Origin of the sequence: Naasia sp. SYSU D00057 (assembly GCF_017916505.1) — a bacterium.
Classification (GTDB): Bacteria; Actinomycetota; Actinomycetes; order Actinomycetales; family Microbacteriaceae; genus Naasia.
Map to the genome: position 1 here is coordinate 79,557 of NZ_JAFMSZ010000001.1, position 15,975 is coordinate 95,531.

General features: G+C 74.4%; 12 protein-coding genes. 7 read left to right on the forward strand and 5 right to left on the reverse strand.

Going from position 1 to position 15,975, the window contains the following annotated elements; translation table 11 throughout:
* The first annotated feature begins 7 nt into the window (after positions 1-7).
* A complete protein-coding gene (locus J3P36_RS00410) occupies positions 8-1,417 on the forward strand; it encodes an FAD-dependent oxidoreductase (protein ID WP_210505263.1) in 1,410 nt (469 codons plus the stop codon).
* Here the strand turns inward: J3P36_RS00410 and J3P36_RS00415 are convergent.
* Positions 1,368-2,108 carry a Pr6Pr family membrane protein gene (locus J3P36_RS00415; protein ID WP_210505265.1) on the reverse strand — a complete coding sequence of 247 codons (741 nt, stop codon included), beginning with the start codon at positions 2,106-2,108 and terminating at the stop codon, positions 1,368-1,370. The genes J3P36_RS00410 and J3P36_RS00415 overlap by 50 nt on opposite strands.
* Positions 2,109-2,239: 131 nt before the next feature.
* Between J3P36_RS00415 and J3P36_RS16105 the strand changes: the two genes are divergently transcribed.
* Positions 2,240-2,503 (forward strand): hypothetical protein, encoded by a 264-nt coding sequence (locus J3P36_RS16105; protein WP_246854103.1) that lies wholly within the window; start codon positions 2,240-2,242, stop codon positions 2,501-2,503.
* A 35-nt stretch (positions 2,504-2,538) separates the two neighbouring features.
* Positions 2,539-4,572 carry a cytochrome c oxidase assembly protein gene (locus tag J3P36_RS00420; RefSeq protein ID WP_307806895.1) on the forward strand — a complete coding sequence of 678 codons (2,034 nt, stop codon included), beginning with the start codon at positions 2,539-2,541 and terminating at the stop codon, positions 4,570-4,572.
* 80 nt (positions 4,573-4,652) lie between these two features.
* Here J3P36_RS00420 and J3P36_RS00425 read toward each other — a convergent pair whose 3' ends face one another.
* Genes J3P36_RS00425 through J3P36_RS00435 form a run of 3 tightly spaced genes read right to left on the reverse strand, consistent with a single transcriptional unit; the run spans position 4,653 to position 8,232 of the window.
* Positions 4,653-5,777, reverse strand: a complete 1,125-nt coding sequence (locus J3P36_RS00425; protein WP_210505269.1) for a bifunctional 2-methylcitrate synthase/citrate synthase — start codon at positions 5,775-5,777, stop codon at positions 4,653-4,655.
* Between the two features lie 20 nt (positions 5,778-5,797).
* Positions 5,798-6,709 carry a methylisocitrate lyase gene (gene prpB / locus J3P36_RS00430; RefSeq protein ID WP_210505271.1) on the reverse strand — a complete coding sequence of 304 codons (912 nt, stop codon included), beginning with the start codon at positions 6,707-6,709 and terminating at the stop codon, positions 5,798-5,800.
* Positions 6,709-8,232, reverse strand: coding sequence for an MmgE/PrpD family protein (locus J3P36_RS00435; RefSeq protein WP_210505273.1), 1,524 nt, complete (start codon positions 8,230-8,232; stop codon positions 6,709-6,711). The genes prpB and J3P36_RS00435 overlap by 1 nt, the downstream gene beginning before the upstream one ends.
* Before the next feature lie 236 nt (positions 8,233-8,468).
* Here J3P36_RS00435 and J3P36_RS00440 point away from each other — a divergent pair, with 236 nt between their 5' ends.
* The 4 genes from J3P36_RS00440 (at position 8,469) to J3P36_RS00455 (ending at position 15,500) form a co-directional block, all read left to right on the forward strand.
* Positions 8,469-8,861, forward strand: coding sequence for a hypothetical protein (locus J3P36_RS00440; RefSeq protein WP_210505275.1), 393 nt, complete (start codon positions 8,469-8,471; stop codon positions 8,859-8,861).
* Between the two features lie 52 nt (positions 8,862-8,913).
* Positions 8,914-11,676, forward strand: a complete 2,763-nt coding sequence (locus tag J3P36_RS00445) for a BTAD domain-containing putative transcriptional regulator (RefSeq protein WP_210505277.1) — start codon at positions 8,914-8,916, stop codon at positions 11,674-11,676.
* Between the two features lie 77 nt (positions 11,677-11,753).
* Positions 11,754-14,498 carry a BTAD domain-containing putative transcriptional regulator gene (locus J3P36_RS00450; RefSeq protein ID WP_210505279.1) on the forward strand — a complete coding sequence of 915 codons (2,745 nt, stop codon included), beginning with the start codon at positions 11,754-11,756 and terminating at the stop codon, positions 14,496-14,498.
* Between the two features lie 90 nt (positions 14,499-14,588).
* Complete coding sequence (locus J3P36_RS00455) at positions 14,589-15,500, forward strand: NUDIX domain-containing protein (protein WP_210505281.1); 912 nt, start codon at positions 14,589-14,591, stop codon at positions 15,498-15,500.
* Here the strand turns inward: J3P36_RS00455 and J3P36_RS00460 are convergent.
* Positions 15,469-15,909, reverse strand: coding sequence for a hypothetical protein (locus J3P36_RS00460; protein WP_210505283.1), 441 nt, complete (start codon positions 15,907-15,909; stop codon positions 15,469-15,471). The genes J3P36_RS00455 and J3P36_RS00460 overlap by 32 nt on opposite strands.
* Positions 15,910-15,975 lie beyond the last annotated feature (66 nt).

Here is a 15,975-nt window from a genome sequence, read left to right on the forward strand (position 1 = left end):
CCCCAGCATGAGCTTCACGCGACGGACCTTCCTCGCCGGTGCCGCCTCCGGCCTCTCGGTGCTGGTCCTCGCCGCATGCACCCCGGAGGCGCCCTCCCCGTCGCCGACCGGCGTGCCCTCCCCGAGCCCGTCCCCGACGGGTGGCGTGCCGGCTCCCGCCGCGGTGGTCCGGAGCTCCTGGAGCACGGACCAGTTCGCGCGCGGAGCCGCGAGCTTCGTGGCGGTCGGCTCGTCGCCCGAGCAGCGCGCGGTGCTGCGGACCCCGGTCGGGGAGCGCGTCTTCTTCGCGGGCGAGGCGACCGCCGAGGAAGAGCCCGGCACCGTCCCGGGCGCCCTCGACTCCGGCGTCCGCGTCGCCGGCGAGGTGCAGGCCGTCACCGCCGGGTCGGAGCGCATCGCCGTCATCGGCGCGGGTGCCGCCGGCGCGACAGCGGCCCGTCGCCTCGCTGAGTACGGCCACACCGTCACCCTCATCGAGGCCCGGGACCGGGTGGGCGGGCGGATCGACACGCGCCGCTCCGACGACTGGCCCGTGCCCGTCGAACTCGGCGCGGCCTGGGTCCGCGGGGCGCGCGCCGAGAGCCTCGCCGCCCGCCTGCAGCTGCTCGATATCGAGACGGCCGAGCTGCCCGGCGAACCCCGCCTCCTCACGGCCGACGGCGCCGAGGCGGGCGCCGGGGACGACGGCGAGCGCGCGGTGCGGGATGCGCTCGGCTGGGCCGCCGGCCGGCCCGAGGACGTGTCGCTGTCCGTCGCGCTCGCGAGCTCCGGAGCGGGCGAGCTCAGCGAGGACGGCGCCCCGTCGCCGGCGGACCGCCTCGCCGCGTACCTGCGCGACCGGGTCGCCCTGCCCTACGGGGCGTCCGCCGACGCGCTCTCCTCCTGGTACGCCGACGTCGACACTTCGGCGACGAGCGGCCAGCTGGTGCTCGGGGGTCTCGACCGCGTGGTCGAGGACCTCGTCGACGGCCTCGACGTGTGGCTGTCGACGCCGGTCACCTCGATCAGCTACAGCGACGCCGGGGTCAGCCTCCGGCTTTCGACCGGCGAGGCGGTGAGCGTCGACCGTGTGGTCGTCACCGTCCCCCTCGGCGTGCTGAAGGATCAGGGCCTCACCTTCGACCCGGCGCTGCCCTTCGCGCAGAGGGCGGCGATCGCGGATCTCGGATTCGGCGACTCCGACGTCGTGTGGCTCCGGTTCGACGATGCGTTCTGGGGAACCGACGCCGTCGTCTGGACGGTCCTCGGGGGCGACCTGCCGATCGCCGACTGGGTCAACCTCGAACCGCTGACGGGGGAGCCGATCCTCGTCGGCCTGGTCGGCGCCGAGGCGGCCACCGCCCTCGCCGACCTCGACGAGACCGACTTCAGCGCCGCGCTGTCCCGGAGTCTCGAGCCCTTCGCGGCGGCCGGCTGAGCAGGAGCAGCAGCAGCCGGTGCGCGAGCGTCGGCCCGTGGTCGATCGGATGCCGCAGCTCCTGCTCGACCAGCGGGGCGGTTCGCGTGGCGGCGATCAGCCCGGCGCCGATGAGCGCGAAGAGCGCGAGCGCCCCGGCCGAGTAGAGCAGGAACGATGCCGGGTAGCCGGCCTGCGCGGGGTCGAGGAAGAAGTACGGGTACCAGCCGACGATCCGGCCGCGGACGATCGTGAGGATCCCCCAGACGATCGGATAGCCCACGATGAGGGCGAGCGTCCGCCACCGCACCCGCTGCCGCCCCGGGGACACGAGCCAGTCGATCAGGGTGAAGGTCGGCAGGAAGAAGTGCAGCACCTGGTCGGACCAGGGCACGTCGAGCCGGTAGCCGAGCGCCGGCGCCTGGCTCGCGAGGACGCCGAACACGACCCCGGCGACGATCACGAAGCAGGTGACCGAGCAGCGGAGCGCCGAGAAGCGCGGGGTCTCCTCCCGTCCGCGCAGGGCGAGGACGCCCGCGGCGACATTGACGGCGACGAGCGCGATGTTGCTCTGCATGGTCAGGTAGCCGAAGAAGTCGGTGGAGACGAAGCTGCGGAAGCCGAGCCCGTAGACGAAGCGGGCGATGAGTGCGATGACGCCGGCGGCCGCCGCGAGGAGGCGCGCCAGCCCGACAACGGTGCGCCACGCCATGATCCCCCGACGATACCGGGCGACCGGGGAGCGCAGCCGAGGGGCGAGGTGCTGCGCCCCAGCGTTGGCGTGTCGGCGCGGGCCGTCGTACGCTTCTCGTCATTCGAACATACTTTCGAACGGAGGAACCGATGAGCGTGCTCACCGTGCCGGCCGAGGTCGCCGTCTGGCTCGTGAACGGGATGCCCGCCCGGCTCGTGTGGGACGGCGTCCGCTACCGGGTCACCGACACCCCGACGCCGCTCACCGAGGACGAATGGTGCCCCGCCCTCACGCACGCCGCCCGCCGCATCGTCGGCTGGCGGCTCCAGGGCACGACCGCCGGCGGCCAGTCGCTGATGTTCGACCTCGTCGAGGGCGACCGCGGCTGGAGCGTCGTGCGGGTCTACGACTGAGCGGTCCTCTCGGCTTCGGCGATTACTGTGGAGGGGTGACCACAGCGGAGGCCCTCCGCCTGGAGCGGGACGCCCCGCCCCGGGAGTCCGCCGTCCTCCCCGTCCTCCTCGCCGCCACCGTCCCGGTCGCCCTGGTCGCGCTGTTCGCGGGCCTCGCCGTGACGGGCGCGCTGAACGCGCAGCTGCTCGTCGACCCGGGTGTCCTCGTGACCCGCGGGCTCCCGATCGCCCGGCTGCTGGCGGACGGCTCCGCCTCGCTCGCCATCGGCCTGCTCACGCTCGCGACCTTCGCGCTGCCCGGGCAGCGGGAGGTGAAGGGCCTCGTCAGCTTCAGCCAGTGGACCGCGACCCGCTGGGCCGCCGTCGCCGCTGGGGTGTGGACCGCGGCGCAGGTCGCCGTCCTGCTCCTCGCCGCCGCCGACGTGCTCGGCACCCCGGTCGGCAGTGACCTCTTCCGCTCGCAGATCGGCTACTTCGCGACGGGCATCGAGCTCGGCCAGCAGCTCGCGCTCTCGGCGCTGCTCGCCGCGGCGGTGCTCGTCGTCAGCCTGCTCGCCCGCCGGATCGCCTGGGTCGCCGTCGCGAACGCCGCCGCCGTCGCCGCCCTGCTGCCGCTGTCGCTGTCCGGCCACGCCGCGGGCGCCGACGAGCACGGCAACGCCGTGAGCAGCATGGCGATCCACCTGATCGCGGTCACCGCCTGGGCGGGCGGACTCGTCGGGCTGGTCCTGCTGCGCCGCCGGATCGGCGACGCCCTCGGGACTGTGGCCGCGCGCTACTCGATCCTCGCCGGCTGGGCGTTCTTCGCGGTCGCCGCGTCCGGGCTCGTCAACGCGTGGCTGCGCCTCGGGTCGCCCGCCGACCTGGTCGCCACCGGCTATGGGCTCCTCGTCACGGCGAAGGCCGTCCTCCTGGTCGCCCTCGGCGTCGCCGGGATCCTGCACCGACGGCGCCTGCTGCCGCGCCTCGCTGCCGACGCCGGCGACCGCGCCGCCTTCCTGCGCCTCGCGGTCGGCGAGGTCGTGGGAATGGCGGTCGCCATGGGCCTCTCGGTCGCGCTGTCGCGCTCGGCGCCGCCGGTGTCGCAGGATCCGGACGCGTCGACGGACGCCTTCCTCGGCCTCGTCGGCTACCCCGAGCCGCCGCCGGTGTCCTTCCCGCGGATGCTCACCGAGTGGCACCTCGACGTCGCGTTCCTGGGTCTCGCCGGCATCCTGCTCGGCACGTACCTCGTCGGCGTCGCCCGCCTGCGCAGGCGCGGCGACGCGTGGCCCCTGCGCCGCACCATCCCCTGGGTCCTCGGCTGCCTGGGGCTCGTCTACGTGACGAACGGCGGACCCGGCGTCTACGGGCCCGCGTCCTTCAGCACGCACATGCTGCAGCACATGGGGCTCATGATGTTCGTGCCGCCGCTGCTCGTGCTCGGCGCGCCCATCCTGCTCGCGATGCGGGCGCTCCCCGTACGCCGCGACGGCAGCCGCGGCATCCGCGAGTGGCTGCTCGTGCTCGTGCACTCCCGGGTGGCGCGCGTCTTCTCGAACCCGGTGATCGCCGGGCTGATCTTCGCCGGCAGCCTCGTCGTCTTCTACTACACCGACTGGTTCCCGTTCTCCCTGTCCGAGCACCAGGGCCACGTGCTGATGGTGCTGCACTTCCTGCTCGGCGGGTATCTCTTCTACTGGGTGCTCATCGGCGAGGACCCGGGCCCGCAGAGGCCGAGCCCGCCCGTCCGCCTTCTCGTGCTGCTCGCCACGCTCACGTTCCACGCCTTCTTCGGCCTGGCCCTCATGTCGCAGGAGGAGATCCTCGCCCTCGACTGGTGGCACGCGCTCGGCTACACCGACGACGCGGCCCTGCTCGCCGACCAGCGAGCGGGCGGCGGCCTGGCCTGGGGCGCCGGCGAGGTGCCGACGGTGCTGGTCGCGCTCGTCGTGGTGCGCCAGTGGATCCGCTCGGATGCGCGCGCCGCGAAGCGCTCGGACCGGGCGGCGGAGCGCGACGGCGACGCGGAGCTGAACGCCTACAACGCCCGCCTGGCCGCCCTTGCGGAGCGCGACTCCCGCCGCTGACGCACCCCGCAGCACCGAGCGCACCCCGTGCACAGGGCGCGCTCGGTGTTTCAGGGCGCGCTCGGCGGAACGGCGGCACCTCACACGTGCCGCTCGTCCTCCCCGACGTACGCGGACAGCGGCCGGATGAGGGCGTTGGCCGCGAGCTGCTCCATGATGTGCGCCGTCCACCCGGTGACGCGGGAGGCGACGAAGAGGGGAGTGAGGGTCGCGGTGTCGAAGCCGAGGAGCGCGTAGGCGGGCCCGGACGGGTAGTCGAGGTTCGGCAGGATGCCTTTTCGCTCGGTCATGGCGTCCTCGAGCGCGCGGTACAGCTCGAGCACGTCGGGCCGGTCGTAGTGCACGGCGAGGCGCTCGAGCGCCGCCCGCATGGTCGGCACCCGCGAGTCGCCGCGCTTGTACACGCGGTGGCCGAAGCCCATGATCTTCCGCTTGTTCGCGAGCGCGTCGTCGAGCCAGCGCACCGCGCGCTCCGGCGATCCGTCGCCGAGGCCGATCTCCTCGAACGTGTGCAGCACGGCCTCGTTCGCGCCGCCGTGCAGCGGCCCCTTGAGCGCCCCGACCGCCCCGGTCACCGCCGAGTAGAGGTCGGAGAGGGTCGACGTGATGACGCGCGCCGTGAAGGTGGAGGCGTTGAACGAGTGCTCCGCGTAGAGCACCATCGACACCCGGAACGCGTCGACGGCGACCGGATCCGGCGTCTCGCCGAAGGCCATCCAGAGGAAGTTCGCCGAGTAGTCGAGCCCCGGATCCGGCTCGATCGGGTCGAGTCCGTGGCGGCGGCGCTGGTCCCAGGCGATCACGGCGGGCAGCTTCGCCCACAGCCGCTCCGCCTTGGCGAGGTTCGCCTCGGGCGACGCGTCGTCGGTCGTCGGATCGAGGGCGCCCATCACGCTGACGGCGGTGCGCACGACGTCCATCGGATGCGCGGTCGTCGGCAGGGCATCCACGACCGCCCGGATCTCCGGCTCGAGCGCGCGGGAGGCCCGCTCCCGAGCCACCAGGCCCGCGAGCTCCTCCTCGGTGGGCAGCTCGCCGTGCCAGAGCAGCCAGGCGACCTCCTCGAAGCTCTTCGACGCCGCCAGCTCCTGCACCGGGTAGCCGCGGTAGAGGAGGGAGTTCGTCTCCGGGTTCACCTTCGAGACGGCGGTGACGTCGACCGTCACCCCGGCGAGGCCCTTCCGGATCTCCGGCTCGTCGCTCATGTTCGCTCCTTCGCGAGTGGTCAGGACTGGCGGTTGCCCTCGAGGCTGAAGTTGAAGACGCCGTCGTCGAAGCGGTTGTAGCCGGCGTAGTCGAGCAGGTCGTAGAGCTCGGCGCGCGTCTGCATCCCGCCGACGACGCCCGCGAGGGTGCCCTCCGACCGGAGCACGTCGAGCCCGCGCTCCGCCGCCCCCATCGCGAGGCGGAGCAGCGACACGGGGTAGATGGCGATCGAGACGCCGGCGTCCTCGAGCTGGTCGCGAGTGAACAGGTCGCTCTTGCCGAACTCCGTCATATTGGCGAGGATCGGCACTCGCGCGGCCTCGCGCATCGCCTCGTACTCCCCGAGATCGAGCATCGCCTCGGGGAAGATGGCGTCCGCGCCGGCGTCGACGAGCTCCCGGGCCCGATCGAGCGCGGCCGGCAGGCCCTCGAGGGCGCGGATGTCGGTGCGGGCCATGATGAGCAGGTTCGGGTCGCGGCGGCCCTCGACGGCCGCGCGGATGCGCTGCACCGCGGTGGCCGTGTCGACGACCTGCTTGCCGTCGAGGTGGCCGCAGCGCTTCGGGTTGACCTGGTCCTCGATGTGCAGGCCGGCGACGCCGGCGTCCTCGAGGATCTGGACGGTGCGAGCGACGTTCATCGGCTCGCCGAAGCCCGTGTCGGCGTCGACGAGGGCGGGCAGCTCGGTCATCCGCGCGATCTGGCCGGCGCGCGTGGCCACCTCGCTGAGCGTGGTGAGGCCGATGTCGGGCAGGCCGAGGTCGGCGGAGATGACCGCTCCGGAGATGTAGACGCCGTCGAAGCCCTTGCGCTCGATGAGCCGGGCGGAGAGGGGGTTGAAGGCCCCGGGCAGCTGCAGCAGCTCGCCCGAGGAGAGGCGGCGCCGGAGCTCGGCACGCTTCTCGGCGGCGGGGACGGGGGAGTGCAGCATCAGAAGAGCCCCTTCGGCAGCGGAACGGAGTCGAGCAGGCCGGGCCGAGCGGTGATCGTGAGCCCGCCGAGCTCGGGGGCGGACAGCTCGGGCAGCCGCTGCGCGGCGTCGAGGAACCGCTCGATCTCGGCCGGCTCGAGCACGTCCTCGGCGAGCGTGCGGAACTTGGCGACGTACTGCTCGCGGCCGAACGGCCGGGCACCGAGCGGGTGCGCGTCCGCCACCGCGATCTCCTCGGAGAGGACCGTGCGGTCGGTGAGGGTGACCACGACGCGTCCGCCGAACGCCTTCTCCGCCGGATCCTCCGAGTGGTAGCGGCGCGTCCACTCGGGATCCTCCGCGGTGCGCACCTTCCGCCACAGCGCGACGGTGTCGGGACGCCCCGCCCGCTCGGGCGCGTAGCTGTCAACGTGGTGCCAGGCGCCGTCCTGCAGCGCGACGGTGAAGATGTACGGGATCGAGTGGTCGAGCGTCTCGCGGCTCGCGGTCGGGTCGTACTTCTGCGGGTCGTTCGCCCCGGAGCCGATGACGTTGTGCGTGTGGTGGGACGTGGCGATGAGGATCGACTCCACGCGGGCCGGATCCGCGGCCTCCGGATGCTCGCGGTGCAGGCGGCGGGCGAGGTCGATGAGTGCCTGCGCCTGGTACTCGGCGGAGTGCTCCTTCGTGTAGCTGTCGAGGATCGCCCGCTTCGCCTCGCCGCGCTCCGGCAGCGGCACCTCGTAGGAGGCCTCCGGCCCGTCGAGCAGCCAGGCGATGACGCCGTCCTCGCCCTCGTAGATCGGGGTGGGGCTCGTCTCGCCGCGCATGGCGCGGTCGACCGCCTCCACCGCCATCTTCCCGGCGAACGCGGGAGCGTGCGCCTTCCAGGTGGAGATCTCGCCCTTGCGCGACTGCCGCGTCGCCGTCGTCGTGTGCAGCGCCTGGTTCACGGCCTGGAAGATCACCGGCACGTCGAGGCCGAGCAGCGTGCCGATCCCGGCCGCGGCGGAGGGGCCGAGGTGGGCGACGTGGTCAATCTTGTGCCGGTGCAGGCTGATCGCCCGCACCAGGTCCATCTGGATCTCGTACCCGGTCGCGATGCCGCGCACGAGGGCCGCGCCGTCCGCGCCCGCGTGCTGCGCCACCGCGACGATCGGCGGGATGTTGTCGCCGGGGTGCGAGTACTCGGCCGCGAGGAAGGTGTCGTGGAAGTCGAGCTCGCGGACGGCGACGCCGTTCGCCCAGGCCGCCCACTCCGGCGAGACGCGGCGCTGCTGCTCCTCGCCGAACACGGTGGCGCCCGGGCCGCCCGCGCTCGGCGGATGCGCCAGCGCCTGCGACCGGGCCGACACCACCGGCCGCCGCGTCAGCGACGCCGCCGCGACCGCCGCGTTGTCGATCACCCGGTTGACGATCATGTCGGCGACCTCCGGCTCGACCGCCACCGGATCCGCCGCCACCTCGGCGATGCGCCAGGCGAGCTGATCCTCGCGGGGGAGCAGCTCCTCGCTGCGGGACACGCGGACGGGGAGGGATCGCACGGTGCCATTCTTGCGCGGCTGTGTTCATCTGCGCGCCGCCGCTTCTGCGGCGCGCGTCGTGGGCAGTCCGGCCCGGTCGACGCGACGACCGGGCCTCCCGACCCAGCAGACGTCGCGGCAGCGAGATGTCGCGCCGGACCCGCCACCGGTCGCCGGCGCGCCCGCGGTCGTTGCACCCCGATTGCATCCCTCCGGGGCGGCCTCCGTGCCGGTTCCGCCCTGCCTACCGTTGCCGCATGACGATGACCTCCGCCAGCGGGAGCCTCTGCGACGAGGCCTCCGCGCTGCTCACCCGGCTCGGCCTGCCGATGCTGTTCCTCGACGCCGGCTCGGTGACGGTGGGCGGAAGCTTCGCCCAGGGCTGGATGCGCACGCGTCTCCTCACCGCCGACCTCCAGCTGTCGGCCCAGCACGAGGAGCAGGATCTCCTCCGCCTGGCGGGCCGGCTGCTCGCGCTCCCGCTGGTGCGCTCGCTCACCTTCTCCCGCACCGCGTCGTCGCACCCGTGGGCCGACGACGACCCGCGAGCTCTCGCCTGCGCCCGCATCCTCTCCGGCGGCGAGACCTGGACGCTCGAGCTCTCGATCTGGCCGCCCCCGCCCGAGGGCGCCGGATTGCAGGACGGTTAAAGGCGGCCCCGATCGGCGGGGGCCTCGCGCGCACGCTTCGTACTCTTGCCGAATGAGCGTCGAGTTCGAGGTCTTCGGTCCGCTGGTGGTGCGCCGCAACGGGCGGGTGCTGCCCGTCCGGGGCGAGCTGCCGCAGGCGATCCTGGCCCGGCTCGCGCTCGTGGCCGGCGAGACCATCGACCCCGACGAGCTCATCGCCGACGTGTGGCGGGAGCCGGGCGACGGCGCGCTCTCCAGCCTCCGCGCGTACCTCTCCCGCCTCCGCGGCAGCGGCTTCGAGGGCCTGCTGCAGGGCACCCGCTTCGGCTACAGCCTCGACGTGCCCCCGGAATCCGTCGACCTCGGCCGGTTCCGCGCCGGCGCCGCCCGGCTCGGCCGCCTCGGCAGCACGGACGACGCGGTTGCGCTCGCCGAGCAGCTCGTGCGGCTGTCGGCGCAGGAGCCGTTCTCGGGCATCGACGCGCCCTTCGTCGCCCCCGCGAGGGAGCGCATCCGCGAGGAGCGCCGCGGCGTCCTCGAGCGCTACGCCGAGCTGCGCCTCGCCCGGGGCGAGCACTCCGCCGCGGTCGTGACGATGACGGGCGCGGTCGCCGACCACCCGCTCGACGAGAAGCCCACCCGCCTGCTCGCGCTCGCGCTCGCGCGCGCCGGGCGGGTCAGCGACGCACTCGAGGCAATCGACGCGTACGGCGTCCGCCTCGCCGCGGACCGGGGGATCGAGCCGCCCACGCGGCTCATCGAGCTGCGGCAGGCGATCGTGCGGCACGACCCCGAGGTGCTCGGCCGCTCCGGCCGGGAGATGGCCCGGACCGGGCTGCCGCACCCGCTGACCCGCTTCGTCGGCCGCCGGGCGGAGCTCGCCGCGGTCGCGGCCGCGCGCGACGAGCACCGGCTCGTCACCCTGGTCGGCCCGGGCGGCGTCGGCAAGACGCGCATCGCGATCGAGGCCGCGCGGTCGACCGGTCCCACCCGGGACGACGAGCAGTGGTTCGTCGACCTGGCGTCCGTCCGCGAGCCGGACGAGGTGCTGCCGCTCGTCGCCGACACCCTCGGCGCATCCGGGCACACCCTCGACCTCATCGCCCCGCGCATCGCGGAGCGCCGCACGCTCCTCGTCCTCGACAACGCCGAGCACGTGATCGGGGCCGTCGCCGCGGTCGCCTCGGGCCTGCTCTCCCGTGGCCGCCTGACCTCCCTGCTCGTGACGAGCCGCGAGCCGCTGCGCCTCCCGGGCGAGCACGTCGTCCCCATCGCGCCGATGGCGCTCGAGGACGCCCGCGTCGTCTTCACCGAGCGCGCCGCGGACGCCCGGGGCGGGCTGCTGGAGGAGGGCGACGAGGACGCGGTCGACGCCATCTGCTCCGCCCTCGAGGGCATCCCGCTCGCGCTCGAGCTCACCGCGGCGCGCCTCGATGTGCTGAGCTCGGCCGAGCTGCTCGATGCGGTGCACGACGGAGCGGGCGCCGAGGAGCGCGGCTCCGGCTCGGCCCGGCACGACAGTGTCGGCAACGCGGTCCGCTGGAGCGTCGACCTGCTGACCCCCGCCCAGCGCGACCTGCTCGTCCAGCTCGCGCGCTTCGCCGGCGGTTTCACCGAGGAGGCGGCGCTCGGCATCTGCGACGTCGACGACGACGAGCCCGAGCGGGTCCTCGCCCGCCTGGTCGACAAGTCCCTCGTCGCCGTCTCGCACGGCGACGCGGGGCAGCGCCGGTACCGCCTGCTCGACTCGGTGCGCCGGCACGTCGCCGCCGAGGACGAGCCGGACCCCGAGTGGTACGAGCAGCACCGGCTCTGGCTCGCCGGGTTCGCCGAGCGGATGGGGCCCCTCACCCGCAGCGCGGACGCCCGCGTCGCTAACTCCACGCTCGACCTCCTCCGCGCCGACCTGCGGCTCGCCCTCGACAACGCGATCGCCGCCGAGGACCGGCTCTGCGCGGTCCGCCTCGCCGGCGGCCAGGCGCATCACTGGTTCAGCCGCGGCCTCCTCCTCGAGGGCGTGCGCAGCATCGAGCGGGCCCTCGCGGTGCCGGGCGACCTGCCGCCGCTCGTCGAGGCTCAGGCGATGCTCGGCCTGACCGTCCTCTGCTACCAGACGGGCGACGCGGAGCGCGCGTTCCAGACCATCGCCCGCGCCTTCGAGCTGGCCCTCGCCGCGGGCGACTCGGCCATCCCCGCCGTCGCCCTCGCCCGCACCGCCTACGGCCGCTCGCTCCTCCTCCGCGACTCCGACGAGGCGCGCAGCCTCATGGCGCAGGCGGCGCAGTTCGCCGACTCGGCACCGGCGTGGGCGCGCGCCGAGGTCCTCATGTGCCGGGGCCAGACGCTGCGCGCGCTCGGCGCCTCGGACGAGGCGCTCGCGAGCCTCGACGAGGCGTACGAGGTGGCGCTCAGCGCCGGCTACGCCTGGATGATGTGCTCGGCCCGCTACATCGCGGGCAAGGTGCTGACCGACCAGCTGCGGGGCCGGGAGGCGATCGCCGAGCTGCGGCACGCGTCCCTCCAGGCCATCGCGGCGGAGGATCACGCCTCGACGCTCGCCGGCATGCACCAGATCGCGGGCGCGTGCGCGCTCGTGGAGCGGCATGAGGAGGGCGCGCGCATCTTCGGAGCCGTCGATCGGATCGGCTCGCGCTACAACTACAACCCCGTCATCGCGGAGGGGGAGGAGGCCCGCCGCCTGCGCGACCGCGTGGCCCAGGGGCTCACCGATGCGGAGTACGCCCGGGCGTACGCGGACGGCGCGGCGCTCGAGCTGCCCGACCTCTTCGACCTCGTCGACACCCTCCCTCAGCGCAGCCGCGAGGCGGCTGCCTGAACGTTTCGGCGCTGGTACTGCCGCGGGGCCCGACGCGCCCCCTACACTGGCGGCGAATCGGTGCGGAAGGACGACACGTGCGGGTACGGCTCTTCGGCTCGTTGGCTGCGACGAGCTCGAACGGGCCCGTCGTGGTGCGCGGTGACATCCCGCGTGCGATCGTCGCCCGGCTCGCCTGGGCCGCCGGCACGCCGGTGCCCGCCGACGAGCTGATCACCGACCTCTGGCCCGAGCCGCCGGAGACGGTGCTGTCCAGCCTGCGCGCCCACATCTCCCGGCTGCGCGGCAACGGGTTCGGCGAGGTGCTCGGCAGCGGCCGCGGCGGCTACACCCTCGACGTCGACCCGGCGAACGTGGACGTCCTCCGGTTCCGCGAGCTGGTGGACGCCGCCCTTCGCGAGCCCGACGACGCCTCCGCCTTCGAGAGCCTCGGCGAGGCGGAGGGCATGTGGAACGGGGACCCGTTCGCGGGCCTCGGCGACTTCCCGTTCACCTCCGCCGCGGTCGAGGAGCTCGAGCGCTGGCGCGTGCCCGGCATGGAGCGCCTCGCGGAGCTGCGCCTCGACCGGCGGGAGGAGGCGAAGGTCGTGCTCGCCATGGCCGAGCTCGTCGCCGACCGGCCCTTCGACGAGCGACCGGTCGCCCTGCTCGCCCGCGCGCTCGCCCGCTCCGGCCGCACGAGCGATGCGCTGGAGGCGATCGACAAGCACGCCGCCCGCCTGGCGGCCGCCGGCCGGTCCGACCTGCCGCGCCGGCTCGTCGAGCTGCGCCAGGGCATCGTCCGCCAGGATCCGGGCATCGTCTCCGCCACGAGCGAGCACGAGGGCACGGTCAGCCGCAACGGCATCCCCATCCCGCTCACCCGGCTCGTCGGCCGCGAGGCGGAGCTCGAGCTGATCGCGCGCGGACGGTCGGAGTCCCGCCTGCTCACGCTCGTCGGGCCCGCCGGCGTCGGCAAGACCCGGCTCGCCATCGAGGCCGCCCGGCGCACGCCCGCGACCGTCGACGAAGTCCAGTGGCTCGTCGATCTCTCCCCGATCGCGGAGCCGGAGGACGTGGCCCGCGCTCTCGCGTCGGCCGTCCACGCGCCGTCGCACGACTTCGACGCCGTCGCCGCCCGCATCTCCGGCCGCCGCGGGCTGCTGCTCGTCGACAACGCCGAGCACCTCATCGGCGCGGTGGCCGCGCTCGTCGCCGAGCTGCTCTCCCGGTGCGAGGGGCTCGGTGTCATCGTGACCAGCCGCGAGGCTCTTCGCACCGCGGGCGAGCGCGTCATCTCGGTCGAGCCCTTCGCGGGTGCGACGGCGGGCGACGCCGTCGAGCTCTTCCTGCAGCGCGCCGCGGACATGGGCGCCACCGGTTGGAGCGAGGAGGAGCGCGACCAGATCGCCGACCTCTGCCGGCGCCTCGAGGGCATCCCGCTCGCCATCGAGCTCGCGGCCGCCCGCCTCGACGTGCTGAGCCTCGAGGAGGTCGCGAGCTCCATCGAGGAGGGCGCCGCCGATGCCGGGCTGCGCCGCCGCGGCCGGCACGCGAGCCTCGAGAACGCCATCGCCTGGAGCATGCGCCTGCTCGACGAGCGCGAGGTGCAGCTGCTCAGCCAGCTGGCGCTGTTCCCCGGCTCGTTCAGCCTCGACGCCGTCGCCGACATCTGCCTCGTGCCCGGCGGGGGAGAGCGTGAGCTCGCCGTGGGGCTCGTGCGCAAGTCGCTCGTGTCCGTGCAGGCGAACGACACCGGCGTCCGACGGTTCCGCCTGCTCGACTCGGTGCGGCGGTTCGTCCGCAACCGGCACCCCGTCGAGGATCCGGATGCCTGGCACGAGCGCCACCTGCAGGGCACGCGCCGCTTCGTGCGCCGGCACGGGCGCGACATCCGCACCCCGAACCACAAGCGGGCCCGGGCGGCCCTCGGCTCGGTCCGCGGCGACATCCTGCTCGCCCTCCGCACCGCGGCGAGCCTGCAGGACCGGCCGGCGGCCATGCAGATCGCCGCCGGCAGCGCCTGGTGGCTCTTCGAGCGCGGCTCGTTCGCGGACGCCCTGCAGATCGTCGAGGCCGCACGGGCGATCCCGGGCGAGTGCGACCCCGAAGACGAGGCGACCGCCCTCTACACCTGCGTCTACGTCACCCGGTTCTGGGGCGACCGGCGGGCGTCCGTCCGGTACATGGAGGAGCTGCGGGAGGTGGCGGCGAAGACGGACAAGCCCGAGTACCAGGCGCTCGTCCGGATGCGCGACGCCTACGTGGCCGCCCTCGCCGCCGATCCCGAACAGGTGGAGGCGATCCTCACCGAGGCGGAGGAGGGGCTCGCGTCCGTCACCGGACCGTGGCGCCACGACCTCCTCGTCTCGCGCGCCGTCACCCTCCGCGACGTCGGCAAGCCGGCGAAGGCGCTCGCCGCACTGAGCGAGGCCCACCGCGCGGCCGAGGCCGCGGGCGACCCGTACGGGGTGAAGAACGCCGTCTACATCACCGGCATGATCCTGCTCTCCCTCCGCCGCGGCCGCGAGGCGGTCCAGGTCCTGCGGATCCGGGTCGCTCGCGGCATCGAGACCGAGGACTGGGTGAGCACACTGTCGGCGATCGCGGTGATCGCCTGCGCCTGCCACACGCTCGACCGCGCCGAGCTCGGGGTCGAGCTGTTCGCGGGCGTCGACAACATCGGCAAGCGGTTCAGCTACTCGCCGACCAGCGAGGAGTTCTTCCCCGTCTACCGGGAGCGGCTCCGCGAGGCGCTCACGCCGGCGGAGTGGGAGGAGGCGGCCGCCCGCGGCGGCGCCCTCTCCTTCCGGGACCTCGTGCGGCGCGCCCAGTCCTTCTGACGCGGCGGGGGCATCCCGGGCGCGGCGTCGCTCGTGTCGCCCCGTGTCGCGCCCTCAGGGGCGCCGAGCGGCGGCGTGAGAGGCTGAGGTGTGGACACCGGGAACCCCCTGCCGCGCCGCCCCCTCGGCTCGGGCGACGAGTGGGTGGAGCTGCCCGACGGCCGCCGCTACTGGGGCCGCTACGGCGCGGCCGGCCTGCTCGTGTCGAGCACCGCGGGCGTGCTCCTGCAGCACCGCGCCGGCTACAGCCATTTCGGCGGCACGTGGGGCCTGCCGGGCGGTGCCCGCCACGAGGGGGAGAGCGCCGTCGCCGCCGCCGCACGCGAGGCGGAGGAGGAGGCCGGCGTCCCCGGCGACGCCCTCCGCCTGCGGTTCTCGAGCCGCCTCGACCTCGAGGTGTGGAGCTACACGACCGTCGTCGCGACCGTCGACGAGCCGTTCCGCCCGGTGATCGGGGACGCGGAGAGCATCGAGCTGCGCTGGGTGGCCGCCGACGAGGTCGAGGAGCTGCCCCTGCATCCGCGGTTCGCGGAGTCGTGGCCCGACCTGCGGGGCCTGCTGGCCCGTCGCCCGACGCTGCTCGTCGATGTGGCGAACGTGATGGGGTCACGGCCCGACGGCTGGTGGCGCGACCGCCCCGGCGCCGCCGCCCGCCTGCTCGCCGGCCTGGACGCTCTCTCGAGCGCCGGCGTGCCGGCCGCCGACCTGGCGCTGCCGGGCGCCCGCTGGTGGCCCCACACCGTCGCGGTGCTCGAGGGGCAGGCGAAGGCGGCGCCTGACGCGGCGGCGGTGGCGGTGCTGCGCGCCGAGCGGGACGGGGACAGCGCCATCGCGGACGCGGTGGGGGCGGCGCCCGACCCCCGGGAGGTGACGGTGGTCACGGCCGACCGGGGCCTCCGTGACATCGTCACCGGTGCGGGCGCTCGCGTGCTCGGCCCGGGGAGGCTGTGGGAGCTGATCGACGCGGCGGTCAGACCTCCGCGATCGACGCCTTCCAGCTGACCAGCCCGCGCACGACCTTGCTGCGGTCCTCCGCGAGCACGGCCATCGCGTCCTCGGGAACGAAGTAGTTGAGCGCGACCCAGCCGCGCACCTTCTCGGAGCGGTCCGTCGCGAGCTCGCTCAGCACATCGCAGGGCGTGCTCTCGTTGCGGGCGACGCAGGAGCGGACGCCCTCGTCCGAGTCGGCGGCGAGGACGCGGAGCAGGTCCTCGGGGGTGTTGCGGCTGCTCGCGACGCTCTCGCGGATCTTCGGGTTCTGGTGCTTGGCGAGCAGCCGGAGCCGCTCGATCTTGCTGTCGGTGACCTCGGGGGAGAGGTGCAGCAGCGCGACCTCGCCGGCGGCCAGGTTGAGGCCGCCGTCCCGCATCTGGCGTCGCTGGGCCGGGGTGTTGAAGCGGATGCACGACATGCGTCCACGCTACGCCCGCCGTCCGACGGCGTTCGATGGCCTCGCGGCGCGTCCGGAGGTGGCCCC

What these genes read in the sequence shown, in the direction of transcription:
- J3P36_RS00410 (WP_210505263.1), top strand. Translation starts at nt 8, where the DNA reads ATGAGCTTCACGCGACGGACCTTCCTCGCCGGTGCCGCCTCCGGCCTC.
- prpB (WP_210505271.1), bottom strand. Translation starts at nt 6,709, where the DNA reads ATGCTGCACTCCCCCGTCCCCGCCGCCGAGAAGCGTGCCGAGCTCCGG.
- J3P36_RS16105 (WP_246854103.1), top strand. Translation starts at nt 2,240, where the DNA reads ATGAGCGTGCTCACCGTGCCGGCCGAGGTCGCCGTCTGGCTCGTGAAC.
- J3P36_RS00460 (WP_210505283.1), bottom strand. Translation starts at nt 15,909, where the DNA reads ATGTCGTGCATCCGCTTCAACACCCCGGCCCAGCGACGCCAGATGCGG.
- J3P36_RS00425 (WP_210505269.1), bottom strand. Translation starts at nt 5,777, where the DNA reads ATGAGCGACGAGCCGGAGATCCGGAAGGGCCTCGCCGGGGTGACGGTC.
- J3P36_RS00415 (WP_210505265.1), bottom strand. Translation starts at nt 2,108, where the DNA reads ATGGCGTGGCGCACCGTTGTCGGGCTGGCGCGCCTCCTCGCGGCGGCC.
- J3P36_RS00440 (WP_210505275.1), top strand. Translation starts at nt 8,469, where the DNA reads ATGACGATGACCTCCGCCAGCGGGAGCCTCTGCGACGAGGCCTCCGCG.
- J3P36_RS00445 (WP_210505277.1), top strand. Translation starts at nt 8,914, where the DNA reads ATGAGCGTCGAGTTCGAGGTCTTCGGTCCGCTGGTGGTGCGCCGCAAC.